Consider the following 25,219-nt stretch of genomic DNA (forward strand, 5'->3'; position numbering starts at 1 on the left):
GTTACTAGGTAACTAGATTAGAAAGTTTGCGTGTAACGTACGTAAGTGAAACGTCCGTTCGCGTTGTAAAGGTTGAAGTTGTAGTTACGACCACCGAATGCGTACTCACCACCAGCGCGGTTAGCAGTACCGATCTTAGGTAGCTTCTCGAACAAGTTCTGAGCACCTACAGTGATACGGCCGTTCCACGGAGTGTTATAGCTAAGTTGTAGATCGTGAGTTACATAAGTACCCCAGTTACCACAGCGAGCTACGTCTACACCAGCGCCTGGATCGTTACAGTCGTCGAAGTTACCGTCAGCATCGCGGCCTTCAACAGTAGTGTACTGAGTACCGATAAGGTTCATGTTCCACGCTACAGTAAAGTCGTTAAGGCTCCACTGAGTTTGAAGGTTAACACGTTGCTCTGGTACACCTGGGTCAAGAACTAGGTCACGTCCGCCATCCAAAGAGTAGTCAAGCATGTGTGACACTTGGAAGTTTGAAGACACAGCACCTAAACCACCGAAGTCGAAGTTAACGCGAGCGTTGAGGTCAACACCAGAAGTTTCCAGTGTACCTTCGTTCACGAAACCACGTACAACACTAGTAACTTCGTCACGAGCGTTAACGTTTACTTCAGTACCTGCAGGTAGTGGGTCACCAGCGCGGTATGAGTTAATCAATGCGTCAGAGCTGATGCTACGGATACGGTTTTCAATCTCGATTGAGTAGTAATCAACCGCGAAGTTCAACCAATCAGTCGCTTGGTAAGCAGCACCGAAAGAGTATTGAGTTGATGACTCAGACTCAAGCTCTGGGTTAGCAATGATGAATGCGTTGATCTGACAGTTGTTTGAAGTACCACCAGATAGTGCTTGACAGGTGATTTCATCAGTTACTGAGTCAGCAGAGAATGAACGCTTCTGAGTTAGGATGTCCAATGTTGGAGCACGGAAACCTTCACCGTAAGAACCACGAAGCAACAAGTTGCTCATTGGCTGCCAGCGGAAGCTCACTTTAGGTGAGAAATCGCTACCGTAGTCAGAGTAGTCATCCTGACGACCAGCAATAGAAAGCTCTAGGTCATAAGTTACTGGTACTAGGAACTCGAAGTAAGCAGCGTCAACTGAACGGCCACCACCTGCAGAGTTACCAGAAGAACCACCAACTAGGCCAGCTTCTGACTGAGAATCGTATTGGTCATCGAAGAATTCGTCACGAGTTTCAAAGCCCAAGAAACCTTGAACCATGCCACCGCCGATTTCGAATACGTCGAACGCACCAGAAACATACATTTCGTCAATGTTGAATTGAGAAATACGTGAAGTTGTAACAACACCTGCAGATAGAACCTGATCTGGGTTATCTAGAGGACGGTTGATGTTATAACCAACGCGGCACGAATCTGGGTCGAATGAACCGTCTGCACAGTAACCTGGGTTAAAGTTGTTCACGTTACCCCAAGCTGTACGTGCAGCTAGGTAGCCATCACCCAACTCGTAAGTTTTGTTACGAACGCTACGAACACCGAAGTCCCAATCGATACCGAAAGCACGGCCTTCAGCACCTACTAAGAAGTCTAGGTTTTCGTTGTTCACTTCGTTGTCACGGTTACCCATCGCCGCGAAGCGGTGATAGATAGCTACTTGAGCCTGAGGACCAACAACGTTTGGATCGTAAACTACCGCGTTAGGGTTGTTTGGATCGTAGAACCAAGCATTCGGGTTAGTTGGGTTGTTGTATGAATCTTCAGGAGTCAACAATCCATCATAGAATACTGGGTGGTTGATATCTGGAACTGGTGCATAACGACCAAATGAACGTGTTTGTGCAACACTTGCATTTGAGTATAGAGTCCAGTCGTCGTTGATATCGTGACGTAGCTTAACGAATAGTGATTCGTTTGATGAAGAAGCTTCGTTCGCGTTAGTCGCGTTGAAGTTATATAAGCAACGTCCGTTAGGCGCGATGTAGAAGTTCTCTGTAGTACAAGAACCAGGAATCGCAGTTAAGCGACCATCTTGCCAGTTGATGAAGTTGTTACCGTATGTAGATGCACCCGGAGTGTTCCATGGGTAAGCATTTTCGAATACGATTTCACGTTTGTTCCAAGAAACACCACCAATTACGCTAGTTGTGTCGCTTGAAGAACCGAATACTAGTGAACCATTTTCACGGTCACCACCTTCTGAAGGTACGCTTACGCCACCTTCACCAACAGTTAACTCAGCGCCGTTGAAGTCACGACGAGTGATAACGTTGATTACACCACCGATTGCGTCTGAACCGTAAACCGCTGACGCACCGTCAGACAAGATTTCGATACGCTCGATAGCTGCCATTGGAATTGAGTTCAAATCTTGCGAAGAACCTGTAGAAGGAGACATCGTTAAACGACGACCGTCAACAAGAACTAGTGAACGGCTTGAGCCGATACCACGCAAGTCAACCATGCTCACGCCCTGTGCTGATGAACCAGACTGTGGACGGAATGAACCAGTTGAGTTGAAAGTTGTGTTACGAATAAGTTCAGCAGCTGAGATGTCACCAGACAACTCGATTGCTTCACGATCGATAACTGTTACAGGCAAAGCGCCTTCCATATCAGTACGCTGGATACGAGAACCAGTTACTTGGATACGCTCAACGCGCTCTTCTTCTGCTTCTTCGTCTTCGTTTTGGTCCTGCGCATTGGCAACGCCAGTCATCGCAGTCGCAGTAGCACCGAACATCAGTGCTAAACGAATAGACTTCGCTAATTTACTATTGGTGTGCATGTAAGTTCTCCCTGGATCACTTATTGTGATTTTTAGGTTTATATAACCTCAGGTTTTACCCCTTGGTCTAAGCTTCGATCAGCAAATTTGCTAACCAATCGAATCTGATACTAATCAAAAAAAAACATAGTGGCAACACTTGTGTTACAAGGTTTGACACAATTTTTTACAAGCTAAAGCATTGTTTTCTCGTTAAACCTCGTGCTAAGGCTTTTTACACAACCACAATGCTCGCAAATAAACCCTTAACTTTCAGTTACTTAAAAACAAGTAAATACAAGCACAAAACTCGTAATAAATATTTAACAGTCTTCTGAATCACTGAAAATTAGTTGTTTACGCAACCGACTATAGCAAACCGCATAGCGTTAGCAAGGGCTATTTATAAAGATTCTTCAACTAAAATGACGATCTGGCAATATTTTCACACTGACTTCCGCTTCGCCCTCTGGCACAATGCCTTGGCTTATCGTGAAAACTTGTATGGATAAACGAACCAATGCGCCAAGACGATTCATTCACAACCTTATTCAATACCCTGCGTGGCAAGGCGCATGAATTGAGTGGTGAGCTACTCCGGCCCTGGTTACATAGTTCAGTGTTTCATACGCAATCCACACATATCAGTGACTATATCGATGAGGCAGAAAACAATCTCAAAATTTTGTCAAATATCCAATCAAGATCAGAGCCTGAATTTGAGGTTCAAGCCGCATACTTATCGGAGCGAGTCACCCAGCAGCTTGAAGCGCTAACCCGAGCTTTATACCGCACCAAGCCACCCATTTCGGAGTCGGCCTCCGAGATTCGTCAGGCATACAGTGCAAAAACACAAACCAAGGTTACAAGCACGAATCCAGAGACATTAAAAAAATTGTATTCGACTTTAACTCAGTACAAGGGCTACGAACAGCGATTGGAAGACCAACTAAGGCTTGCGCAACAGAGTAACGATAAAAACCAACAAGAACTTGTGCTAAAGGCACAGCAAAGGCTTCTTCGTTGCCAAAGAGCCATTGTAGACATTGAGAAGAAAATTTACTGGTGTGAGAAGGCTCTCACACCAGACATTGATTGACTATGCATTCCCTCGTCGTAACTGCTCTTGCAACCCTTCTGGAAGTGGAGGTAAAGCAGACTTGGGTAGTAGATAAGTCGAAAGATTCATAAAATCCGCGAAGATACGGTTTTTCTCAGTCGTTTTGCGCAGGTATTCATGGCCGGAAGAACCACCGGTGCCAATTTTACTTCCTAACATCCGTTGTACCATCATTACGTGCCTGAAGCGCCACAACGTGATCTGCTCGTCTATATCAACCAAACTACTTAACACCTGCCACGGCAAGTTAAACACGGGCTCTTCCCGATACATGTATATAAACAACGCAGCTTGCATGGCCTTCTGAGACAGCCGCACGCGCCCAGCATTTTGAATTTCGGTATACTTCTCCGTATCGAACAGCGCTGCAAAATTGTCTTTTGTAGCTTCTAGACCTTTCAGTTCTTGTTCGCGCTCTTCTTCACTCAACAACGGATTGCCGTGAATAATCTCAGCGTCACTATCAAGTTGTTGTGTAATGGCTTGTTGGTAATGCTTCCAAAACGAAAACTCTTTCGTTTCTAAAAATGGCATACGCGACAACCAATCGTCCACTAACGAGAATAAGTCAGGCTGCTTCTCAAGCTTTTCCAAATACGCTCTGTCTTTGTCGTTGATCCGGTTATAAAACGACGCTTGGTCAAAGGCAATACGTGTATCCCTTTTCACACCTAAAGTAATTTCTAACTCTTTGAATTGAATACTTTGAAAGCCGCTTGCTGGTACTAGGTAGTCTCTAAACTCAAGAAAGTCTTGCGGTGTCATGGTTTCTAACACCTTAATTTGTTGGTTAATGAGTTCTTGAATCGACACCACCCTATTTAACCGGTGTACTACGGTCATGAGCTTTTCGTCAGGAATAGAGTCCTGGTTAAATAACGCATATACAGAGTGCAATTCATGCAACATCTGTTTAAACCAGAGTTCATACGCTTGATGCACAACGATAAACAACATCTCGTCATGGGCTTCTTCCCCGTACTTAGGGCTTACTGGCGCTTGTGCATCAAGCAATTTATTGAGCTGTAAATACTCGCTGTAATAAACAGGATCAGGTTTACGTTTCATATTTCTCGCCTTCCATTCATTTGCGGCGATAGTACGAAACCCCGCTCATACTCGCAACTACAACTCCGTATTAACTCTTCGACTTACGCTGAGCCTTTGCTGCAATAATCTTTTGCGTGTCTTCACTTGCCAGCACTCGTAAGAAGTCTTTTAATTCAGTTTGAATTCTTTCCTGCACAGTTTCCATCGGCGCTTTCAAAAGCTTCTTAGACAAACGCAAGCTCTCTCTTGGTTTGCTCGCTAAGCTTGCGCTTATTTTAGCAACCACATCATCTAGCTCATTCGACGATACAACTTTATTCACAATATTAAACTTCTCGGCTTTTTGCGCGTCTATAGTTTCACCAAGCAGTAATAGCTCCGATGCCTTCACATGACCACACAACAACGGTAACAACTGACTTGAACCCGCTTCAGGAACTAACCCCATGTCCACGAAAGGCATCACAAAAACGGCCTCTTCAGCTGCATACACCAAATCACAATGAAGCAACAGCGTGGTACCAATGCCCACAGCTGGTCCTTGCACCTTCGCAACCACAGGGACAGTAACCGAAGAAATCGTGTCTAAAAATTGGAATACCGGCGAATCTTGCGTCAAATCGCCGTGCCGAAGGAAGTCGGCTAGGTCATTGCCCGAACAGAACACGTTACCCTCACCCGAAAAAACAACTGCCGCAGTGCCTTTGGTGTCTGCGTCCGCCTCTCTCAATGCACGCGTCATCTCGGCATACATATCTTGCGTTAACGCATTTTTCTTTTCTGGACGGTTCAGGTGCACATTCACAATGCCGTCGGCTTTAGATACTTGAACCCAATCTGTCATCGAATTGTCCTCTGTCGATAAGAATGAATTCACCTTACCACTCGTCCGACCAGAACTCTACGCGAAAAATCGGTTTAAGAGGATTAATTGACTAATGATTAACCAGTGGTCAAAGGGGGGAATAAAAGAAAGGTTGAGAATCATAATTCAATCATGGATAATGCGCCGCGGTGGCCCCACGGGTCCCCTCGCAACGCGAACCAGCGAACCCGGTCAGGCCCGGAAGGGAGCAGCCGTAGTTGGGGTAGTGTGTGCCGAGGTGTGGCTTGTGGGGTTCACCACTACTCCTGCTCCGAAGCTTTCCTTTTTTCCAAGAACTTAACGCCCTTTTCGACAGCTTCCTGTACCTGCATATCCATTTCCATGCGCTTAGCAGCTGAAAGAAAAAATGCCATATCCACTTCATAACGAATATATCTTGGCGGCAACTGGTTCAATACCAAACAAATTAGGTCAGCCAAAAACTCATCGTCATACTTTTCATGCAAACCTTGTGCTTGCAGTTGATCAACCACAAGGCTCTCATAATAATTGTGAATATCGTCATTAATCTTCATTACTATTCCTCACGTTTTGCCCAAGCTGCCTTTGCCCCTTCGAACAACGGAACAATCAAGTCTAACGCTGTTTGTCCATTGTTTTCCAAAGATAGCTGATTATCTCGTAAAGGCGTAACGCGCTCGCCCCATTTAATCATTCCGGCACCGCATGTTAAGCCACCGCCAAATACGGCTGAAACAATCGTGTCACCAGGCTTTACCATGCCTGTTTCTAACGCTTCGCAAAAAGCGATCGGTAAAGTCGCAGAAGAGGTATTCCCGTACTTCTGAATGTTTACCATAGTTTTACCGTCAGGAACCTTACACATTTTGGCAAGGAAATCGATAAGGCGTTTATTGGCTTGATGAGGAATCAATGCGTCTACGTCGTCAATACTTTTACCGGTTTCTTGAAACACGGCTTCTACAGCTGCACTCATACCTTTAACGGCACGCTTAAATATTTCTTGGCCTTCGAAGTTAAACTCCATTACTCCGTCGAAGTCATAACGGTCGAAACTCATTCCGAAATCAAGTGACAACACATCACGAGCATCTGCGTCACAACTTACCTTAGATGCCAATAAGCCTACTTCTTTGTCTGTTTCCTGCAATACCATTGCGCCAGCACCATCGCCGAAAAGCACTGCACTCTCGCGCTTAGTCCAGTCTAAAATTCGAGTTAAACGCTCAGCGCCAATAATAAGAACGTTTTTATGCATGCCCATTCGAATAGTAGACGTAGCAAAGTGCATGGCATAGAGGAAGCTACTGCATGCAGCATTCAAGTCGAAAGCAGCCGCATTTTTTGCACCCAAGTCTTTTTGCACTTTGGAAGCTACGTTGGGAATAATTTCGTCTGCGGTGCAGGTTCCCACAATAATCAGGTCGATTGCTTCTGGCTCTAAATCTGCTGCCGCCAACGCATTTTTCGCGGCCACAGTAGCCAACGCAGAGGTTCCTACGGCACTTACTCGACGCTCTTCAATTCCCGTTCGACTACGAATCCACTCGTCGGAGGTATCTAAGAACGTTGCCAAATCGTCGTTGGTTAAAACCGCCGGCGGTACGCATTTTCCCCATCCTGTGATTTCAGCGTATTTCATGTTGTAGGTTCCCCTTTACTACTTTCACGCAAACGCGTGACTCAATAATTTTAATCGTATACCTTTATATCCATAACTCAAATTTAGAGAGGATATCGCTCGTGGTTCGTTGTCGTTGTTATTTTAAACTTACAATGATTATGCTTGGCTCGCTGCTTTTATTGTCGGGTTGTAAGAGTACCCCAGAGTCAGCGCTAAACCTTGAATTTGATGTCGAACAACAGCGCTCGCTTCCGCCTGTTCAACTCAGTGTTGTCGACCATAGGCCTCAAAACCATGTGGTAAGACTACACCGAGGAAATCAACCTGCAGAGTTTGCCACGACTGAGCGTCCTTTGGCTAGTCTGATGAGTGCCGCGCTTCGCCAAGCCATAACCACTTCAAACGAGTCTATCCAAACCCTAACTGTCACCGTCGACAAAGCGCTCTGTACAGTTGAGCAGTCACTAAGCAGCCATCGTGCTATTTGCGAGGTTGTAATTATTGCCGCAAGTGAAGACCCGCGTGGCGTACTTACGAAAACCTTCTCTCGTCGCAGAACCAGAGAAGGCAGTCTACAAGTCGATTTCAAAGATCTTGAAAACGACCTTTCTGCCCTATTTTCCAGTACACTCAACTCGTCTTTGCAAGACTCTGGAATGAGGCAATGGTTAAATAGCTATGAAAATTCAGAACTCGCTACTTCGAATTAAAACGATTAGATAAATTATAAACACAGCATTAACAGGACAATTTCATGTTTCGTACGTTTATTAGCGTTTTACTGCTCGCACTTTCGTTTACAGCGTCTTCCCAACAATCGGGTGAAGAAATACAGCCGAACAACCTATTCCCTCGTGTGAAATTTGTCACAAGCCATGGCGAGCTCGTTGTGGAACTTAATCGTATGCGCGCTCCCATTGCCGCCAATAACTTTCTCGGCTATGTAGCCGACGGTAGCTATAACAATACCCTCTTTCATCGTGTGGTGGTCGACTTTGTAGTACAAGGCGGAGGATTTGACACCGAATGGAATGAACTTCCAACGCGAGACCCTATATTCAATGAATCAGGAAACGGTCTCACTAATCGCTACGGCACCATTGCTATGGCAAGACAAAGTGACCCACATAGCGCCACAAGGCAATTCTATTTTAACGTCAGCGACAACGACACACTAAATCCAAGCACACGCAGATGGGGATACACAGTGTTCGGGGAAGTCGTTTCAAATATGCCGTTATTAGACGAATTAGCAGCGGTACCTGTTGGTGTTCACGAAGCTTATGGTTATGAAAATGTTCCCATTCAGCCTCTGATACTCGAGCGTGTTGAAATTATTCCGGCTGAGTTTTAATTGATGCAAGTTCCACCGCTGTCCAAGTTTGGCGAAGTCTTGAAGTTTTACTTCCAACGCCGATTACTCGTTATATTCGTTTTCGGCATCGCCAGTGGCTACCCATGGGTTCTTATTGGCTCGGCAATGTCTGCCTGGCTCAACGAGTCAGGTATATCTCGATCAGCTATCGGGTATTTTGGCGTCGTATTTGCCATGTACTCCATCAACTTTTTGTGGTCGCCCCTAGTTGATCGCATAAAAATACCTGTACTCAGCAATGCGCTTGGACACCGCAGAGGCTGGATTCTATTTTGCCAACTCGGTATAGCAGCAAGTTGTTTGTTACTGTCACAAGCAGACCTCGTCAATGGCAGCCTACACACTGCGGGTCTTATCGCTCTCTCTATAGCGCTTTTCTCTGCAACTCAAGACATTGCCATCGACGGCTATCGCATAGATTCTATTGCCGAAAACGAAGCAGAAGTTCAGTCTGCCGGCGCAGGAATGGCAACTTCCGGTTGGTGGACAGGCTATGCTGGATTAGGAGCCATTCCATTCTTCCTCAGTGACAGCGATGCATGGAATTGGTCATCCATATATGTTCTGCTAGCCGTCATTGTACTTGCAATAGCTTTACTGGGGTTATTCGCCAGAGAGCCAAAAACAGATCGGGCTATACAGCAACAAGAGGCCGAGCAGAAGTTTCGTCGAGACGTCGCCAGTCACCCAGGTGCTGCTGCAATTCTTCCCTTTGCAGCGATTACCATGATGACATTGTTAGGCTGGGCTATTTTAGGATTTGCGGGCCTCACAAGCGTAACGTATAAAACCTGGATAATTTGGGCTTTAGCTCAAACGGCTCTGTTTATACTTATCGTACGCACATTAATCGGGCTTCACAGAAACTCGCACGGTGTTCATGCCTCCCACCAAGTCCAACTCACTATTAAAACTAGCCATAAGATCATCGCCTGGCTTATTGTTACGCTTATCGAACCGCTGGCAGATTTTTTCAAACGCAACGGCACACGCTTCGCCTTATCTATTTTGCTATTCGTTCTGCTCTTTAAGCTCGGCGAGGCTTTCCTTGGACGCATGTCTATTGTGTTCTATCAAGAGATAGGCTTCACCAACTCGCAAATTGGCACTTACTCCAAACTACTCAACTGGGGAGTAACAATCGCCTTCTCACTTATTGGTAGTTACATCACCATGCGCGCAGGTATTCTAAAGGGGCTATTTATCGGTGGAACAGCAATGGCCCTAAGTAACCTATTCTTTGCCGCAATTGCGCTCACCGGTCCTTCTGTTCCCATGCTCGTAGCTGCTGTGATCATTGACGGCTTCACTGCCGCATGGTCTACGGTGGCTTTTGTTGGCCTAATAAGTTTACTCGCCAACAGAGCTTTTACAGCGTCCCAATATGCGCTTATGGCTTCAATCGCAACCATGGGAAGAACCGTAATTGGCAGCACTAGTGGCGCTTTAGTCGACTGGTTAGGAGGAAACTGGGCGCTATTTTTCTTACTCACTACGCTTATGGTTATTCCTGGTCTGTTGTTCTTGTATAGTATTCGCAAACCCATACAAGCTATCGAGCAAAAGCACCGTGCCAAATCCAATACAGGCGCTTAAAGCATGAGTAGCTACGAGTGGAATATTGTCGGGCATGGTAACTTAGCTAGCATACTCGCTAGCCGCCTAGCCAAAGAGCAACAACACGTACGTTTCGTGCTTCGCTCTGTTGTTGCCAAGAAGTCGGTGCAATTATCTGTAAACGGGCATACCGACTTCAACGGGGAAATAGAAACCTATCAGCATGCTTCATCCCCTATAACGGCACGTCAAATTTGGGTTCTGCCTTTAAAAGCTTGGCAACTTTCTGAAGCTATACATGAGCACCAGCAAAGCCTTCGCGATGCCGACGCCATTATATTTAGCCATAATGGACTTGGCGCCGGTGAAGAAGCGATAGCAACCCTAGGAGACATCCCACTTTACGACTGGGTCACCACGCATGGTGCATTTCGACAAGAATCCTCAGTTAAACATTCAGGTTGTGGAGAAAGCTGGATTGGTCCGCGTAACGCCAACCAGCAACAACCTGAGTTCGTAAGTACATTACAGCAGGCTCTCCCGCCTTTTCATTGGGATCCTAATATTCAAATGCGCCGCTGGCAGAAGCTCGCTATGAATTGTGCCATTAATCCGCTAGCAGCAGGAGAAAAGCTCTTGAACGGAGCGTTGTTGAACCCTAAGTACAAACCTATGATTGAAGGTGTTTGCTCCGAAATTGCACAAGTTATTGCCGTAGAGCTGCCACAGTCGGATTTGAATTCAGAAGCGTTAGTCGCTTCGGTCTATAAAACCATTGAACATACGCAAGAAAACGCTAATTCAATGCTGCAAGACATCAACAATAATCGTGCAACCGAAATAGACTTCCTGAACGGTTATGTCATAAAAAAAGGGCAGGAACACAACATTCCTACCCCTTTCAATCAAGAGCTATTTAACAGCATTAAAAGGCTTTAGTCTTTTTGATCCTCAATAAACTCAACGACTTCAAGGCCAAACCCTGAAAGCGCAGAGTACTTTTTCGGTGAACTCAACAACCGCATTTTACCTACGCCCACGTCCGACAGTATTTGCGAGCCAACACCCACATTCCGAGACTGGTTAGACTGCGTTGCAGTCGGCGTAGACTCACCCTTGTCTTCTAACTCAAAGTGATGCACTTGTGCAATCAAGTCTTGTGGTGATTGTTGGCGTCCTAACATGACAAAAACACCACCCTCTGCCGCAATTTTTCGCATAGCGCGGTAAACAGGCCAGCTTCTGCGCTCTGCTCGATCGGTCGCTAGCACATCGTTAAAGGTGTCTTGTAAATGCACTCTTACTAGCGCTGGTGTGTCCTTATTTACCTCACCAGAAACCAATGCGAAATGCACTTGACCGTCTACTGTATCTTGGAAAGTTATGCAGTCAAACTCACCGTAAGCCGTAGGTAGTTTACAATGCCCTACACGCTCAACAGTGTGTTCTGTCACAGAACGGTACTCAATTAAATCAGCTATCGTTCCAATCTTAATACCGTGTTGCTTCGCAAAAACTTCAAGGTCTGGACGGCGAGCCATAGTTCCGTCTTCATTAAGAATCTCAACGATTACAGACGCCGGTGTAAAGCCCGCTAACCGAGCCAAGTCACAGCCAGCTTCAGTATGACCCGCGCGATTCAGAACACCACCTTGGCGTGCCTTTAACGGGAAAATGTGACCTGGCATCACCAAGTCTGTCGGCTTTGCTTCTTTTGCTACCGCTGCTAATACCGTTTTTGCACGATCAGCCGCTGAAATACCGGTAGTTACACCCTCTGCAGCTTCAATTGAAACCGTAAAGTTAGTCGCATAAGGCGTATTGTTTTGGTCAACCATAAGTGGCAAGCGAAGTTGCTGGCAACGGTCTTCAGTAAGCGTGAGACAAATAAGTCCTCTACCGTATTTCGCCATGAAGTTAATTGCATCAGGCGTAACACATTCTGCAGCCATGATAAGGTCGCCTTCGTTTTCGCGATCTTCATCGTCCATCAAAATCACCATTTTACCGGCTTTGATGTCTTCAATAATCTCTGCAGTGCTATTGAGGCTACTCATACTACGAAAGCTCCTTTACTGAGAATGCTCAGCAATTTGATAAATAAGTTTAATATCTTCGCCAATTTTATCCATGGAAGACAATTTCAATTCAACGATGTCGCGCATAACCGCAAAGTCTGGCAAATGAACTAAAGGCTTAGCCATATTGCCCATGAGCTTAGGAGCAATGTAAACCAGTAACTCATCAACAAGGTCCTGTGTAACTAACGCGCCGGCAAGCTGGGCACCGCACTCGGCCCAAACCGAATGTATGCCTAGCTCGGCAATTTTACTGACTACTGCGGTTAAATCGGCCTTCTCATTTTGCTCAGGCACAACCCACTCGGTAACATGCTCAGGTAATTCTTGTTCACTTGCTTTGGTTCTTACTAAAAAGACAGGAACACCGTCTTGAAAGACCTGTAGCGCCGGAATTAAACGGCATTGTGTATCAATAATTACGCGAACAGGCTGGCGTAAATTTTCTAGCGCCTTTAACTCCTCTGTTTCTGCTCTCACGTTGAGCTGTGGGTTATCAGCAAGAACAGTGTCCGCGCCTGTTAAGATAGCACCAGCGCAAGCCCTGCCCTCATGTACATCCTGTCGCGCAGACTTGCCGGTAACCCACTTACTTTTACCATTCGAAAGCGCAGTTCGCCCATCTAGGCTCATAGCTAACTTCAGTTGTATTCTTGGCTTTTTTCGCTCACATAGTGAAAGAAAGCCTAGATTCAGTTGTCGCGCTTCTTCGTATTTCACGCCGACATCTACTTCAATACCTGCTTCCCGAAGTTTATTAATGCCTCGTCCAGAAACTTGCTCAAAAGGGTCTTCCATAGCCACCACAACTCGAGCAACTTCAGCTTTAATTAACGCATCAGCACAAGGTCCGGTTTTTCCTTGATGACTACACGGCTCCAAGGTTACAAACACCGTTGCATTCTTTGCCTGATTTCCAGCCATAGCTAAAGCATGAACTTCCGCGTGAGCTTCTCCCGCTTTTTCATGCCAGCCCTCACCCACAATATTCCCGTCGCCATTTACAATGACGCAGCCTACATTGGGGTTAGGGTGAGTTGTAAATCGACCTTTGCGTGCAAGTTCAATCGCACGACTCATGTAGTAATCGTCGGTAGAGATATCAGTCATCGAGTCGCGCAATTTCTTCACCAAATTCGCGAATATCTTCAAAAGAACGGTACACGGAAGCGAAACGAATATAAGCCACCTTGTCGAGCTGCTTAAGGTTTTCAATCAGCAAGTTTCCAAGAAACTTACTCGTCACTTCACGTTCACCAGTTGCTCGTAGTTCAGACTTAACTCGATGAACAAGCTTTTCAACCGCTTCAACACTTACAGGGCGCTTCTCAAGTGCGCGCTGCAAACCAGCACGCAACTTGTCTTCATTAAAAGGCTCGCGAGCGCCGTTCGTTTTAATCACCCGAGGCATCACCAATTCTGCTGTTTCAAACGTGGTGAAACGTTCCCGGCAAGCATTGCACTCGCGGCGTCTGCGCACAGACATACCGTCTGCAACCAACCGCGAGTCGATAACCTTTGTTTCTTGGGTATTACAAAACGGACAATGCAAGTGAGCTCCTCAACTTGGTTTAATCTTTATATACAGGAAGTTTCTCGCCAAGCGCTTTCACCTCTTCACGAACACGAGCTTCTACACTTTCGTCGCCTAAGTTGTCGAGTACGTCACAAATCCAGTTAGCAACCTGCTCTGCTTCTGCAACTTTGAATCCACGACGTGTAATCGCCGGTGTACCTAAACGAAGACCAGACGTTACAAAAGGAGAGCGCGGATCATTCGGTACAGAGTTTTTATTCACGGTAATATATGCACGGCCTAGAGCAGCGTCTGCGTCTTTGCCCGTAATGTCTTTATCGATGAGGTCGACCAAGAATAAGTGGTTTTCTGTACCGTTAGACACAATCTTGTAGCCACGCTCTTGCATCACTTTAACCATCGCCTTGGCATTGTCTAACACTTGCTTTTGGTAAGCTTTAAACTCTGGCTGTAACGCTTCTTTAAACGCCACAGCTTTAGCAGCGATCACGTGCATTAAAGGGCCACCTTGGTTGCCTGGGAACACTGCACTGTTAAGCTTCTTGTGTAAGTCTTCGTCGTCCTTACCTGAAAGAATCAGACCACTACGAGGACCAGCTAGAGTCTTGTGCGTTGTAGTCGTTACTACGTCAGCAAATGGTACTGGGTTAGGGTACAAGCCAGCAGCAACCAATCCTGCTACGTGCGCCATATCCACTAAAAGGTAAGCACCTACTTCGTCGGCAATTTCACGGAACTTTGCCCAATCAACAACACCTGAGAACGCAGAAAAACCTGCAATAATCATTTTCGGCTTATGCTTTCGCGCCAGCTCAGCAACTTCTTCATAGTGAATATCACCAGTTTCTGGGTGTAAACCGTATTGCACAGCATTGTATGTTTTACCTGAGAAGTTTACGCCAGAGCCATGGGTAAGGTGTCCACCATGCGCCAAGCTCATGCCTAATACAGTGTCACCCGCATTTACAAGCGCCATAAAAGCTGCAGCGTTAGCCTGAGAGCCTGCGTGAGGCTGCACGTTTGCGTATTTTGCACCAAACAATTCTTTAGCACGTTCAATCGCTAGGTTCTCAGCGATATCTACATACTCGCAACCACCGTAATAACGTTTGCCCGGATAACCTTCCGCATATTTGTTGGTCAGTTCTGAACCTTGCGCTTCAAGTACGCGTGGGCTGGTGTAATTTTCCGAAGCAATTAGTTCGATATGATGCTGTTGGCGCTCGCGCTCAGCTTCCATCGCTTTCCACAATTCAGGATCAAAATCGGCAATTTTCATATCACGGCTTAACATGTCTACTCCCAGCAGGTTAAATGTCGCACACAAGTACAGACTCAAAAAGTGTACGCATTATAGCGACTCATGCCCTTTGGGGAAACCTATCAAGGTAATTTCAATCAAGGCTGACCAATCCCGTATAAGCACAGCAAAGAAATTTGTATTTTCACTCACTAAAGACCTTATATTATTGAGAATTAGACTAAACTGAAGTCATCTTATTTATGAGGATTAAATCATGAAGCGTATCCTAGCTTTGTCTGCATGCCTGCTTAGCTTCAGCCTCCCAGCGAGTGCTGAATGGTCTTCAACATTTACTCTAGCGAGCGATTATTTGTTCAATGGTGTATCGCAAACAGACGAGTCTCCGGCATTACAAGCGAGTATCGACTGGGAAGGTAAGTCTGGGTGGTATGCTGGGGCGTGGGCTTCAAACGTCGATTTTGGTGACGACACCAACTTAGAAGTAGATTTATACCTAGGCCTTTGGCAGGAACTCAATGACAACCAATATCTAGATTTTGGTTTTGCACAATACACATACCATGGTGGCGACTTCAGCGACGAAGGGAATTATGCAGAAGTTTATGGTGCTTACGGTTTTGGTAACACCGAAATAAGAGCTTGGTACGCCTGGGACTATTTTGGCACCAATGCAGGTCACTACATAATTATGGCCACGCATACCATTCCATACACCGACCAGCTCTCCTTCGAGCTAGGCATCGACCGCTCGGCAAGCCTAGATGACAACAACTTTGAATGGGAGGCAGGAAATGCCGCCTATGTTCATTACCACGCCACAGCGCACTACTCACTCCAACACTTCGACATATCGTTGGGCATACACAGCACCGATCTAGACACCTATGGAGATACACGCTTACTGCTTATGGTGAATAAAACGATAGGTTGGTAACAAATAAAAAAGCGAGCTCCTTTCGGAAACTCGCTTTTCTTCTAACTTTAATAGCTCACACGCTGCACGTTAACCAATTCTCTTATACTTAATACGATGTGGCTCCATCGCGTCAGCACCGTATGTGGCTTTCATGTACGCTTCGTACTCGGTGTAGTTACCTTCGTAGAACGTAACCTGACCCTCGTCACGATAATCAAGTATATGTGTGGCAATTCTGTCTAAGAACCAACGGTCGTGCGAGATAACCATTGCGGCCCCCGGAAACTCCAACAACGCTTCTTCAAGTGCTCGCAGAGTTTCGACGTCGAGGTCGTTGGTTGGCTCATCCAGAAGTAGCAAGTTACCGCCAGCTTTCAAAAGCTCTGCTAAGTGAACACGGTTTCTTTCACCACCTGAAAGTTCGCCAATACGTTTTTGTTGGTCGTTACCTCGGAAGTTAAATCGACCTACATACGCACGGCTTGGAATTTCGAAGTTGCCAATTTTCAGAATATCTAAACCATCTGAAACTTGTTCCCAAACGGTTTTAGAATCGTCCATTTTGTCGCGGAACTGATCGACCGAAGCCAGCTCTACAGTTTCCCCTAAATCAATGCTACCTGCGTCTGGTTGCTCTGTGCCGGAAATCATCTTAAACAATGTTGATTTACCAGCACCGTTCGGTCCAATAATACCTACAATGGCGCCTTTCGGCATGCTGAAGCTTAAGTTATCAATCAGTACGCGTTCGCCAAATTTCTTGGTTAATCCATTAACGTCTAGTACCTTGTCACCCAAGCGAGGTCCTGGTGGAATAAATAACTCATTGGTTTCGTTACGCGCTTGATGATCTGAGCTTTGCAACTCTTCAAAGCGAGCCAAACGCGCTTTACTCTTCGCCTGACGCCCTTTCGGGTTCTGGCGTACCCACTCCAATTCTTTTTGAATCGACTTCTGGCGCGCAGCTTCTGTACGCTCTTCTTGTTTCAAGCGTGCATCTTTTTGCTCAAGCCAGCTCGAATAGTTTCCTTCCCAAGGAATACCGTGGCCGCGGTCAAGCTCAAGAATCCAACCCGCAACATTATCAAGGAAGTAACGGTCGTGGGTAATCGCCACAACAGTACCTTCGTAGTCGTGCAAGAAGCGCTCAAGCCATGCAACAGATTCGGCATCTAAGTGGTTAGTTGGTTCGTCGAGAAGCAACATATCTGGCTTCTCTAGTAATAATCGACAAATCGCAACACGTCTGCGCTCACCACCCGAAAGATGCTCTATTTTTGCGTCCCATGGTGGCAAGCGAAGCGCATCTGCCGCCCGTTCTAGTGCATTTTCTAAATTATGGCCGTCTTTTGCCTGTAAAATAGCTTCAAGTTCACCTTGGCGCTTTGCTAACGCGTCAAAATCAGCATTTTCATCGGCATAACCCGCATACACTTCGTCTAACTCTGCTAATGCGTTTTTCACATCAGAAACAGCTTCTTCTACAACTTCACGAACTGTCTTTTGTGTGTCTAGCTGCGGCTCCTGCGGCAAGTAACCAATATTAATACCAGGCTGCGGTCTTGCTTCACCTTCAAACTCGTTATCAACGCCTGCCATAATACGAAGCAGGGTTGATTTACCCGCACCGTTCAAACCCAGCACACCTATTTTCGCGCCTGGGAAAAAGCTTAACGAGATGTCTTTCAAAATGGTACGTTTCGGCGGTACAACTTTGCTTACGCCAAGCATGCTGTAAATATATTGCGCCATAGAACAGAATTCCTTTGAGTGCTTCTTAAAATTGCGGGAATTGTAACATAAGGGTAGGTGTCGAACAGCTCTGGTTAACCGATTTGCTCACTAAATCCATAGCGCATCAGAATTTCACCTGTAACCGGGGTAACATCCACCAAGCCCACTACACTCCACATTTCTTCTTCTAGCGCGTCAGCTCTATGCGGCGAGTATTGGTAAAGGTAACGAAACTCGTTAGCAATAAACTCGGTGTCGGGTTGCCCTGTATGCACTAAGGTGTATCGCAAGGCATATATTTCCCCCTCATCCAAACCTTTTTGGATAAATTCGCATACCTTTTCGCTATCAATTTGCGCGCTAAGCATAAGTCTTCGCGTTCTCAACTCTCCGTCTTCGATAGAACGGCGAACTAAGGTGGTACATGTCCATGGCGCACTATTTTCTTCCATGCCTAGCCAAGTCGGTGCCAAATACTTTTGAATAAAAGACTCAGACAACAGCGGCTGTAAATTCAAGTTGTAGCCTTCCGACAACTCCTTGCAGCTCAACTTCAATGGCTCTTTCAGTGGAGAAACACCCGCCCGATGCATCGAGAACTTCTGTCCCTTCGGCTTTTTCAGGAAAAGAGGTAACGACATTAACGCGTTGCAATACAAATTCCGCAAACACAGCTGCAAGCCATGTACCGTGCCAGACTGTTGATGGGCTTTTAAACTCTTACGGTTCGCACGGATCATAAAGTCGAAAAACTGTCTGCCAACGTGCTCGTCTAGCTCTTCAACAATAGCCATATGAATAATAGTGAGGTCAGGACTTAAATTCATAACCCGGTACGGTAGCTTTTTAAGCTCGTACTCGGGGAAGTGCTTTCCTAATACAGGAAAGTCGATATGAACAATGTCACCTTCATGAAGGTCGATTGGACGCTCTACCTCAATTTGCAATCCGTGGGTCGAGAAGTCTCGAGTCATACCTATCTGAGACTCTCCCTCAAAAACCACCCTCACTTGCGATCGGTAATTGAATCGGCTTTCTTTGCGAACATTAATAAAGTCAAAAGATGCGCGCTTTAACGGAGCTAAACCGCGTCTTGGATGAACAAAGTCGTTTAGCAGGTGTAGCTTGTCTTTGTTCGGCACATAATCAGCATAGCTTTTAGGTGACGGAGTGATATCCGTTAACACCCCAACATGGGTTAGCCCTTCAAGCTCTTTCATCACCACAGGCGTAGGAGGACGCTGAATCATGCCCTCCTTTTCAGCAACATCTTTAGGTAGTGTTGAAGGAATCCATGCTTTACCTAGGTCTAAGCGCGTTAAGCTAAAACGATACACTTTGAAATGGTTTTTACGGCACGCATAGCCTAAAAAGGTATGCCTTAATTCTTCACTTTTCAGCTCGTCTTGGGTTGCGGAGTAAAAATAAACACTACCTTTTCGAAGCACCTGAAACGTATAAATAATAACGTCGGTCATGCCTTTCGGATTATCTTTCAGCTGCTTCAAAAGCTTTGCTAATCGCTTACCCGAAAACAGTCCGCCCACCACGCAGTTGTTATTTTCATCTGTCCAGCTGTCGAGTACTTCTGCATTAAACTTAGTTTCTAGAGCAACTTGAGGGAACATTCTCTTTTCAACACGCTTAAAGAAAAGCGGAACACCCACCATGCGTGGCAAATACAATTGCTCATGCGCCTTGCTTGTCAACGCATCAACGACATTATCCACGTTCACCTTATAACGGCGTTTATAACCGTCTATAAACTTCGACAAGAAGCTGTCAAAGTCATCGAAATGCATCTCAGTGTCTCGCTTTAAGCGCAAATATGTCCCATTGTCTTTTTGCTCTACGGCAATCACTGAATAAGGTACTCCACCTTTAATGTTTAGTGTGAATTCGCTCGAGAATCCTGTGAACGAAACATCTACACTATCTTCGGTCTTAATAGGATAACGCTCTAGGTGTTCACTAGGCACCTTCAATTTCACGCGAATACCACTCACCGAAACATCCGCAGTAACCGCAGGTATTTCGGCATTTCGCCACTTCAGGGTGACTGCAGCAGCGTAGTTCATACGCTCTTCATTTCGATGGGTATATTTGCCGAATGTGAAGAAAGGCACTTCAATCGACTGTTCGTGTTTTAAGTCGGCAATATTTTGATGCACTTGCTCGGCGTGAGATTGGCCTGGCGTTAAACTTTCGCCTCTACGTTTCGCTTCAAGTCGTTGCTGCTTCTCTTTCTCGGCTATAACGCGAAGGTTGTTCTCTGCCGCATAAATTCGATCGTAAGTATCTTGCGTAAAAACACCTTGGTACCGCTCTAAACCATCTTCGAAAATCGCAATGGCAACAGGGTCCATGTAATGCACTTGGCCTTTATGTGTATAAGCTCGAACATCGCCAACAACACGTTTACGCAGATCAATTTGAGCATTACACGCCGCAGCTAAACGGCGTAATTCAGACTTGAGTCGGAAGCGTTCAGGGCCACTGAGGTCGGCCGTTAACATGGCAAAGATTTGATCAAACTCCGGTTCGTTCACAACCGGCTTTAGCTGTTCAATCAATTGTTCGCGCGCGGAATTGTCCATGCATAACGTCCTAAGCTAGCTACCTGAAATAATGTCACTCGTGTAATTATTGTTTTCGGCTTAATTTCAATAGTCTAAAGCACAGTTGCCCGTTCCACTATTGTTAAATGAACTCCAATGCTTCCGCTATGGTCGTTACGGCTTGAACTTCCATTCCTTCTGGAGCTTGTTTAGGCTTATTGGCTATCGGCACAATGGCTCTTTTAAAGCCGTGCTTCGCAGCTTCATTAATACGTTCAGAGCCATTCGGAACCGGGCGGATTTCCCCGGAAAGACCGACCTCACCAAACACAATCAAGTCGCGCGGAAGTTGTTGATCTTTAAAGCTTGAAACAATAGCGAGTAACAAGGCCAAATCTGCGCTAGTTTCGGTAATTTTGACACCACCCACTACATTCACAAACACATCTTGGTCCCCTAATGCCAAACCACCATGTCGGTGTAACACAGCTAGCAATAGCGCAAGCCTATTTTGTTCAGTACCTACCGCTACACGTCGAGGGTTAGACAACTGGGAGTGGTCAACCAACGCCTGAATTTCTACCAATAATGGACGTGTACCTTCCCACACCACCATAACCACCGAGCCAGTACCATGGTCATCGCCTCTAGAAAGGAATATCGCAGAGGGGTTTTTCACTTCCTTCAAACCTGCGCCGGTCATAGCGAATACACCTAATTCATTGACCGCACCAAAACGGTTCTTAGTACCGCGCAATGTTCGGTATCTGCCATCGGCGTCACCGTCTAACATCACCGAGCAGTCTATGCAGTGCTCGAGTACTTTCGGGCCAGCTAAAGAACCGTCTTTTGTGACATGGCCAACCATGATAATCGCCACTTGGTTTTGTTTAGCGTAACGCGTTAAATAGGCTGCAGCTTCTCGAACCTGTGAAACACTGCCCGGCGCCGACTGAATATCGCTCAAGTGCATCACTTGAATCGAGTCTATAACCATAACCTTTGGCTTTTCTTCGTCAGCCAAATGGCAAATGGTTTCTACTGAGGTTTCCGCCAACATGTTGAGTTTTTCAGTGGGTAAACCTAGGCGTTGTGCACGCATGGCTACTTGCTGCAAAGACTCTTCACCCGTCACATACAACGCGTTCATCTGCTCGGCAAGCAAACACATGGTTTGAAGAAGCAAGGTACTTTTCCCTGCGCCAGGTGAACCACCAATAAGAATGGCAGAGCCCGGTACAATACCTCCGCCTAGCACGCGGTCGAACTCACTAAAGCCACTGGAAAATCTTGGCACTTGTTCTAGGTCGACTTCACTTAGTCGCTGCACTTTGGCTTGGGTTGAACCAGCGAAACCTGAACGTACATGCTGTCTTGCAGGAGTAGCACCAAGTCGTACTTCACTAATCGTGTTCCAACTTCCACATTCTGAACACTGACCTATCCAACGAGGATAGTCTGCACCACATTCGGTGCAGACATAACCGGTCTTTTGTTTAGACTTCGCCATTATGAATTGTTAGAGCTCTGCACGTTTAAGCCTGCTTCAGGGTCGTTATATACCGTTTCGTCGAGCTTACCTTCGCTCTTGCCAATTACCGTAGTCACCATCGCGTCACCAGTAATATTCACTGCGGTACGGGTCATATCTAACAAGCGATCCACGCCAATGATCAACGCGATACCTTCAACCGGTAAGCCTACTTGGTTCAATACCATGGCCAGCATGATTAGGCCCACACCAGGAACACCTGCGGTTCCAACAGACGCTAGAGTAGCGGTAGCCACCACCATAAGGTAGTCAGTGAACTCTAATGGAATACCATAAATTTGAGCAATAAATACGGTAGCAACACCCTGCATAATGGCAGTGCCGTCCATATTAATAGTCGCCCCTAGGGGAACTGTGAACGATGCTACAGAATTGTCTACGCCGAGCCGCTGTTTCACTGTTTTTAGTGTTACAGGAATAGTGGCGTTCGAGCTTGAAATACTAAATGCGAAAACCTGATTACCGCCCATTTTGCGAATGAAGGTAAAAGGGTTCATGCGTGCCATCAATGACAGCAAAGTGGGGTAAACAATAAAGCCATGGAATAACAGAAGGCCCAATACAGTTACAAAATACTTTGCAAGCCCTTGTAATAGTTCGCCGCCCGCCAAGTCGCCAAAAACGCGTGCCATCAATGCAAATACACCATAAGGTGCAACATGCATCAGCAGCATAACCAGCTTCATGATAATTTCATTGACGTCATCGAAAACGCTCTTCAGGCGTTCACCCGGCTTGCCCGCTAACGCCATCGCAATACCGAACAACAATGCAAACACAATAATTTGCAGCATATTGCCTTCAGCCATCGCATCGATAGGGTTTCGTGGAACCATGTCTACCAATACATCCACAAAACTTGGTGCTTCACTCGCGTCGAAAGAGCCCGTGCCCGGTCTCTCTAAACCTACGTTATTACCAGGCTTCACGATAAGTGCAGCAACACTTAAGGCAATGGAAATAGCGATGGCGGTTGTAAACAAATATAGGCCGATGGCCTTTCCACCGAGTCTTCCAAGACTGGAAGGATCAGAAAGCGAGCAAGTACCCACAACTAACGAGAAGAACACCAACGGTACAACCAGCATCATTAAACTGGTGACAAAGAATTCACCAACCACACGGAATACGCCGTCAATCAGGAAAAAATTGACCCAGCTGCCGTCAACATTAAAAGGATTGAGAACAAAACCTAAAATACCACCGGCGATCATGCCGATAAGAATTCTTCCCGTAAGTCCGAGCTTTTTCATGCTCATAAAAACCTCTTTGTCATTATTATTTTGAATACAGTATCACACCAGTATCGAATATTATTCTTGTTCTAAGATAGCCTCAACGCCCGCTCGCGTTAATAGGTGGTAACCAGGCTTAGCTTCCTCATAAATGGCCATAGCTCTCGCTCTGCCCTCTTCTGTTTCCAACAATGCTTGGTAAACAGGACGTAGAAACTTCATGCGCCCCATACTGGTCAGCATTTGACGAACTCGAGGCATTGCCGGTTCATATTGGTTATGTATAGCTATCGGCAACCAAGTAGCAAGTACTTCGTTGTTTTGAGTTTGCGTCAAATTAAACTCACGATCTAATCTCGCCATTTGCTCCGGCGATAAGTCTTCTGGCAACGTGTTCAAGAAATACAAACGCTCATGAATAGACCACTGGTTTACGTCCACTAACGCTTCAATAGACTGTCCAGCAAGCCATACTGTTTGAATCTCATTCACGCGTTCAAATGCTTGCACCACAGGCACAGTTGCTGTTTCTGGCAGTCCCGGTTCATACAACCAAGTTTTAACCTCTTCTACACTCACCACGCCAGGGTATTTCTCCAGCAAGTTCTCGGTTAAGTAAACTTCAAAAGACTCAGTGTCTAAACTCTCAAAGCTAAAGTGTTCAAAGTAACCACGCACAAAGGCATCGAAGTACTCCCGACCAAACCGCTCTTCTAAGAAAAATAAGAACTGCTGCCCTTTAATATAAGGAATGCTCGTAAATACTGTATCAGGGTCTCGTTGCTCCAAAGTTAAGTGCAACACTTGCTCGCGTTCTGGCAACGTTTCTAGCGAGCTACGTAGCGATTGACCGTCTAACATGCGCTCCATTTTAGCTCGCTCTTCCCCATACACAGCTTCCATGATTCGGTTTTCAACATACGAGGTAAAGCCTTCGTTTAACCACAAGTCACGCCATGTTGCATTCGTCACTAAGTTACCCGACCAACTATGTGCTAGCTCGTGTGCTATCAAATTAACAAGGCTTTGGTCTCCTGCAATGACTGTAGGAGTTAAGAACGCGAGTTGCGGGTTTTCCATACCACCCATAGGAAAGCTAGGCGGTAATACGATTTGGTCATAGCGGTCCCATTCAAACGGGCCAAACATCTGCTCAGTGGCAACCATCATATCTGTGGTGTAACCAAACTCGGCAACAGCGGCGTCTATCACTTCCGGCTCGGCATAAATAGCCATACGGTCATCTAACGCTTGAAACTCTAGGTTACCCACAGCAATAGCCATTAAATAAGAAGGAATAGGCTGCTCAGATTCAAATTCATAGTGTCCAGTAATTTCTGGGTTTGGCGTGTTGTGAGCACCCATTAGACCCAGTAAATGTGGAGGCGTAGTTAACTCTGCAGTGAAGGTGAGTCGCTGTGCAGGTGTATCCTGAATCGGAATCCATGTTCTCGCATAATGCGGTTGCGACTGACTGTATAAAAACGGATGCTCTTTACCCGCTGTTCCTTCAGGTGCAACCCAATCAAGACCTGTCGCTTCAGGTGAGGTCGTGTAGTGAATGCGAATTTTCGGCGTTTGATTAGGTAAATCTACGTACACCGGTGTGCCCAACACAGGGTCTGAACTTCCTAACACAAACGTAGTGGCTACCCATGCCTCGTCAACCCATGCTTCTGCCCGCTCTATCGTAATAAACTTAGAGTCTAAAACCATCATGTCGGCTTCTGGCTTCACATACTCTAAATCATATTGCGCGTAGCCTGAAAGCGTCTCGGTTTCAAAGTCTACGTTTAAGTTTAAATGTAAATGGGGCGCTCGTACCTCGTCGGTATTCGCAAAACTATGAAGGTCTTCGGTAGGTGTCGGCACGCGATAATGTTCGGTCGCCTGAAATTCCGCTTCCGGCTGCGCAATGCGCTCTTCAAGCGGCGCAGGTCTCTCAGAGCAGCCTATCAAGGCTGCGCTCAGCAACGTACAGGTTGCCAAATAACTTGTCCATCCACGTACATTCATACCGTTATTCCTTATGGT

Annotated in this window: 20 protein-coding genes and 1 other RNA gene; 7 read left to right on the plus strand and 14 right to left on the minus strand. The window is 46.1% G+C overall.

Features of this window, described 5'->3' with window-relative positions; genetic code table 11:
• Positions 1 to 17 precede the first annotated feature (17 nt).
• Positions 18 to 2,759 (minus strand): TonB-dependent siderophore receptor, encoded by a 2,742-nt coding sequence (locus tag DQX04_RS05355; protein WP_111914881.1) that lies wholly within the window; start codon positions 2,757 to 2,759, stop codon positions 18 to 20.
• A 499-nt stretch (positions 2,760 to 3,258) separates the two neighbouring features.
• Here DQX04_RS05355 and priC point away from each other — a divergent pair, with 499 nt between their 5' ends.
• On the plus strand, positions 3,259 to 3,837 hold the full coding sequence (gene priC, locus DQX04_RS05360; RefSeq protein ID WP_111914882.1) for a primosomal replication protein PriC: 579 nt from the start codon (positions 3,259 to 3,261) through the stop codon (positions 3,835 to 3,837).
• Here the strand turns inward: priC and DQX04_RS05365 are convergent, their stop codons facing one another.
• Both DQX04_RS05365 and DQX04_RS05370 read right to left on the minus strand, forming a co-directional pair.
• On the minus strand, positions 3,838 to 4,926 hold the full coding sequence (locus DQX04_RS05365) for a tryptophan 2,3-dioxygenase family protein (protein WP_111914883.1): 1,089 nt from the start codon (positions 4,924 to 4,926) through the stop codon (positions 3,838 to 3,840).
• Positions 4,927 to 4,996: 70 nt separating this feature from the next.
• Positions 4,997 to 5,752: an enoyl-CoA hydratase gene (locus DQX04_RS05370; protein ID WP_111914884.1), complete on the minus strand. Its 756-nt coding sequence runs from the start codon at positions 5,750 to 5,752 to the stop codon at positions 4,997 to 4,999.
• A gap of 177 nt (positions 5,753 to 5,929) precedes the next feature.
• Here DQX04_RS05370 and ffs point away from each other — a divergent pair.
• Positions 5,930 to 6,026: signal recognition particle sRNA small type (gene ffs, locus DQX04_RS05375), an RNA gene on the plus strand.
• Between the two features lie 7 nt (positions 6,027 to 6,033).
• Here the strand turns inward: ffs and DQX04_RS05380 are convergent.
• Positions 6,034 to 6,309, minus strand: coding sequence for a late competence development ComFB family protein (locus DQX04_RS05380; RefSeq protein WP_111914885.1), 276 nt, complete (start codon positions 6,307 to 6,309; stop codon positions 6,034 to 6,036).
• A gap of 2 nt (positions 6,310 to 6,311) precedes the next feature.
• Complete coding sequence (locus DQX04_RS05385; protein WP_111914886.1) at positions 6,312 to 7,397, minus strand: ketoacyl-ACP synthase III; 1,086 nt, start codon at positions 7,395 to 7,397, stop codon at positions 6,312 to 6,314.
• Positions 7,398 to 7,498: 101 nt separating this feature from the next.
• Between DQX04_RS05385 and DQX04_RS05390 the strand changes: the two genes are divergently transcribed.
• Genes DQX04_RS05390 through DQX04_RS05405 form a run of 4 tightly spaced genes read left to right on the plus strand, consistent with a single transcriptional unit; the run spans position 7,499 to position 11,250 of the window.
• A complete protein-coding gene (locus tag DQX04_RS05390; RefSeq protein WP_111914887.1) occupies positions 7,499 to 8,089 on the plus strand; it encodes a YajG family lipoprotein in 591 nt (196 codons plus the stop codon).
• Between the two features lie 44 nt (positions 8,090 to 8,133).
• Positions 8,134 to 8,733: a peptidylprolyl isomerase gene (locus DQX04_RS05395; protein WP_111914888.1), complete on the plus strand. Its 600-nt coding sequence runs from the start codon at positions 8,134 to 8,136 to the stop codon at positions 8,731 to 8,733.
• Positions 8,734 to 8,736: 3 nt separating this feature from the next.
• Complete coding sequence (locus tag DQX04_RS05400) at positions 8,737 to 10,350, plus strand: MFS transporter permease (RefSeq protein ID WP_111914889.1); 1,614 nt, start codon at positions 8,737 to 8,739, stop codon at positions 10,348 to 10,350.
• Positions 10,351 to 10,353: 3 nt separating this feature from the next.
• Positions 10,354 to 11,250 (plus strand): ketopantoate reductase family protein, encoded by an 897-nt coding sequence (locus tag DQX04_RS05405; protein ID WP_111914890.1) that lies wholly within the window; start codon positions 10,354 to 10,356, stop codon positions 11,248 to 11,250.
• Here DQX04_RS05405 and ribBA read toward each other — a convergent pair.
• The 4 genes from ribBA to glyA are packed head-to-tail and all read right to left on the minus strand — an operon-like array spanning position 11,247 to position 15,220.
• Positions 11,247 to 12,368, minus strand: coding sequence for a bifunctional 3,4-dihydroxy-2-butanone-4-phosphate synthase/GTP cyclohydrolase II (gene ribBA, locus DQX04_RS05410; protein ID WP_111914891.1), 1,122 nt, complete (start codon positions 12,366 to 12,368; stop codon positions 11,247 to 11,249). The two genes, DQX04_RS05405 and ribBA, sit on opposite strands and share 4 nt — an antisense overlap.
• Positions 12,369 to 12,383: 15 nt before the next feature.
• Complete coding sequence (gene ribD / locus DQX04_RS05415; protein WP_111914892.1) at positions 12,384 to 13,499, minus strand: bifunctional diaminohydroxyphosphoribosylaminopyrimidine deaminase/5-amino-6-(5-phosphoribosylamino)uracil reductase RibD; 1,116 nt, start codon at positions 13,497 to 13,499, stop codon at positions 12,384 to 12,386.
• A complete protein-coding gene (nrdR, locus tag DQX04_RS05420) occupies positions 13,492 to 13,941 on the minus strand; it encodes a transcriptional regulator NrdR (RefSeq protein WP_111914893.1) in 450 nt (149 codons plus the stop codon). Before nrdR ends, ribD begins: the two co-directional genes overlap by 8 nt.
• 19 nt (positions 13,942 to 13,960) lie before the next feature.
• Positions 13,961 to 15,220: a serine hydroxymethyltransferase gene (glyA, locus tag DQX04_RS05425; protein WP_111914894.1), complete on the minus strand. Its 1,260-nt coding sequence runs from the start codon at positions 15,218 to 15,220 to the stop codon at positions 13,961 to 13,963.
• 223 nt (positions 15,221 to 15,443) lie between these two features.
• On the opposite strand from glyA, the gene DQX04_RS05430 reads away from it, so the two are divergent.
• A complete protein-coding gene (locus DQX04_RS05430; RefSeq protein ID WP_111914895.1) occupies positions 15,444 to 16,124 on the plus strand; it encodes a TorF family putative porin in 681 nt (226 codons plus the stop codon).
• A 69-nt stretch (positions 16,125 to 16,193) separates the two neighbouring features.
• Here the strand turns inward: DQX04_RS05430 and ettA are convergent, their stop codons facing one another.
• From ettA to DQX04_RS05455, 5 genes are all read right to left on the minus strand, one after another.
• On the minus strand, positions 16,194 to 17,858 hold the full coding sequence (gene ettA, locus DQX04_RS05435) for an energy-dependent translational throttle protein EttA (RefSeq protein ID WP_111914896.1): 1,665 nt from the start codon (positions 17,856 to 17,858) through the stop codon (positions 16,194 to 16,196).
• 74 nt (positions 17,859 to 17,932) lie between these two features.
• On the minus strand, positions 17,933 to 20,437 hold the full coding sequence (locus DQX04_RS05440) for a PilZ domain-containing protein (RefSeq protein WP_111914897.1): 2,505 nt from the start codon (positions 20,435 to 20,437) through the stop codon (positions 17,933 to 17,935).
• A 103-nt stretch (positions 20,438 to 20,540) separates the two neighbouring features.
• Positions 20,541 to 21,908, minus strand: coding sequence for a DNA repair protein RadA (gene radA, locus DQX04_RS05445; RefSeq protein ID WP_111914898.1), 1,368 nt, complete (start codon positions 21,906 to 21,908; stop codon positions 20,541 to 20,543).
• Entirely contained in the window at positions 21,908 to 23,203 is a 1,296-nt protein-coding gene (locus tag DQX04_RS05450) for a dicarboxylate/amino acid:cation symporter (protein ID WP_207801098.1), read from the minus strand. The genes radA and DQX04_RS05450 overlap by 1 nt, the downstream gene beginning before the upstream one ends.
• A gap of 60 nt (positions 23,204 to 23,263) precedes the next feature.
• The gene (locus tag DQX04_RS05455) at positions 23,264 to 25,201 is read right to left on the minus strand and encodes a M1 family metallopeptidase (protein WP_111914900.1); all 1,938 of its coding nucleotides are present in this window, start codon (positions 25,199 to 25,201) and stop codon (positions 23,264 to 23,266) included.
• Between the last annotated feature and the right edge of the window lie 18 nt (positions 25,202 to 25,219).

The organism is Aliidiomarina sp. B3213 (genome assembly GCF_003290085.1).
Taxonomy (GTDB): Bacteria; Pseudomonadota; Gammaproteobacteria; order Enterobacterales; family Alteromonadaceae; genus Aliidiomarina.

Coding starts and splice junctions, on each gene's coding strand:
- DQX04_RS05355 (WP_111914881.1), bottom strand. CDS start 2,759: ATGCACACCAATAGTAAATTAGCGAAGTCTATTCGTTTAGCACTGATG.
- priC (WP_111914882.1), top strand. CDS start 3,259: ATGCGCCAAGACGATTCATTCACAACCTTATTCAATACCCTGCGTGGC.
- DQX04_RS05365 (WP_111914883.1), bottom strand. CDS start 4,926: ATGAAACGTAAACCTGATCCTGTTTATTACAGCGAGTATTTACAGCTC.
- DQX04_RS05370 (WP_111914884.1), bottom strand. CDS start 5,752: ATGACAGATTGGGTTCAAGTATCTAAAGCCGACGGCATTGTGAATGTG.
- DQX04_RS05380 (WP_111914885.1), bottom strand. CDS start 6,309: ATGAAGATTAATGACGATATTCACAATTATTATGAGAGCCTTGTGGTT.
- DQX04_RS05385 (WP_111914886.1), bottom strand. CDS start 7,397: ATGAAATACGCTGAAATCACAGGATGGGGAAAATGCGTACCGCCGGCG.
- DQX04_RS05395 (WP_111914888.1), top strand. CDS start 8,134: ATGTTTCGTACGTTTATTAGCGTTTTACTGCTCGCACTTTCGTTTACA.
- DQX04_RS05400 (WP_111914889.1), top strand. CDS start 8,737: ATGCAAGTTCCACCGCTGTCCAAGTTTGGCGAAGTCTTGAAGTTTTAC.
- DQX04_RS05405 (WP_111914890.1), top strand. CDS start 10,354: ATGAGTAGCTACGAGTGGAATATTGTCGGGCATGGTAACTTAGCTAGC.
- ribBA (WP_111914891.1), bottom strand. CDS start 12,368: ATGAGTAGCCTCAATAGCACTGCAGAGATTATTGAAGACATCAAAGCC.
- ribD (WP_111914892.1), bottom strand. CDS start 13,499: ATGACTGATATCTCTACCGACGATTACTACATGAGTCGTGCGATTGAA.
- glyA (WP_111914894.1), bottom strand. CDS start 15,220: ATGTTAAGCCGTGATATGAAAATTGCCGATTTTGATCCTGAATTGTGG.
- DQX04_RS05430 (WP_111914895.1), top strand. CDS start 15,444: ATGAAGCGTATCCTAGCTTTGTCTGCATGCCTGCTTAGCTTCAGCCTC.
- ettA (WP_111914896.1), bottom strand. CDS start 17,858: ATGGCGCAATATATTTACAGCATGCTTGGCGTAAGCAAAGTTGTACCG.
- DQX04_RS05440 (WP_111914897.1), bottom strand. CDS start 20,437: ATGGACAATTCCGCGCGCGAACAATTGATTGAACAGCTAAAGCCGGTT.
- radA (WP_111914898.1), bottom strand. CDS start 21,908: ATGGCGAAGTCTAAACAAAAGACCGGTTATGTCTGCACCGAATGTGGT.
- DQX04_RS05450 (WP_207801098.1), bottom strand. CDS start 23,203: ATGAAAAAGCTCGGACTTACGGGAAGAATTCTTATCGGCATGATCGCC.
- DQX04_RS05455 (WP_111914900.1), bottom strand. CDS start 25,201: ATGAATGTACGTGGATGGACAAGTTATTTGGCAACCTGTACGTTGCTG.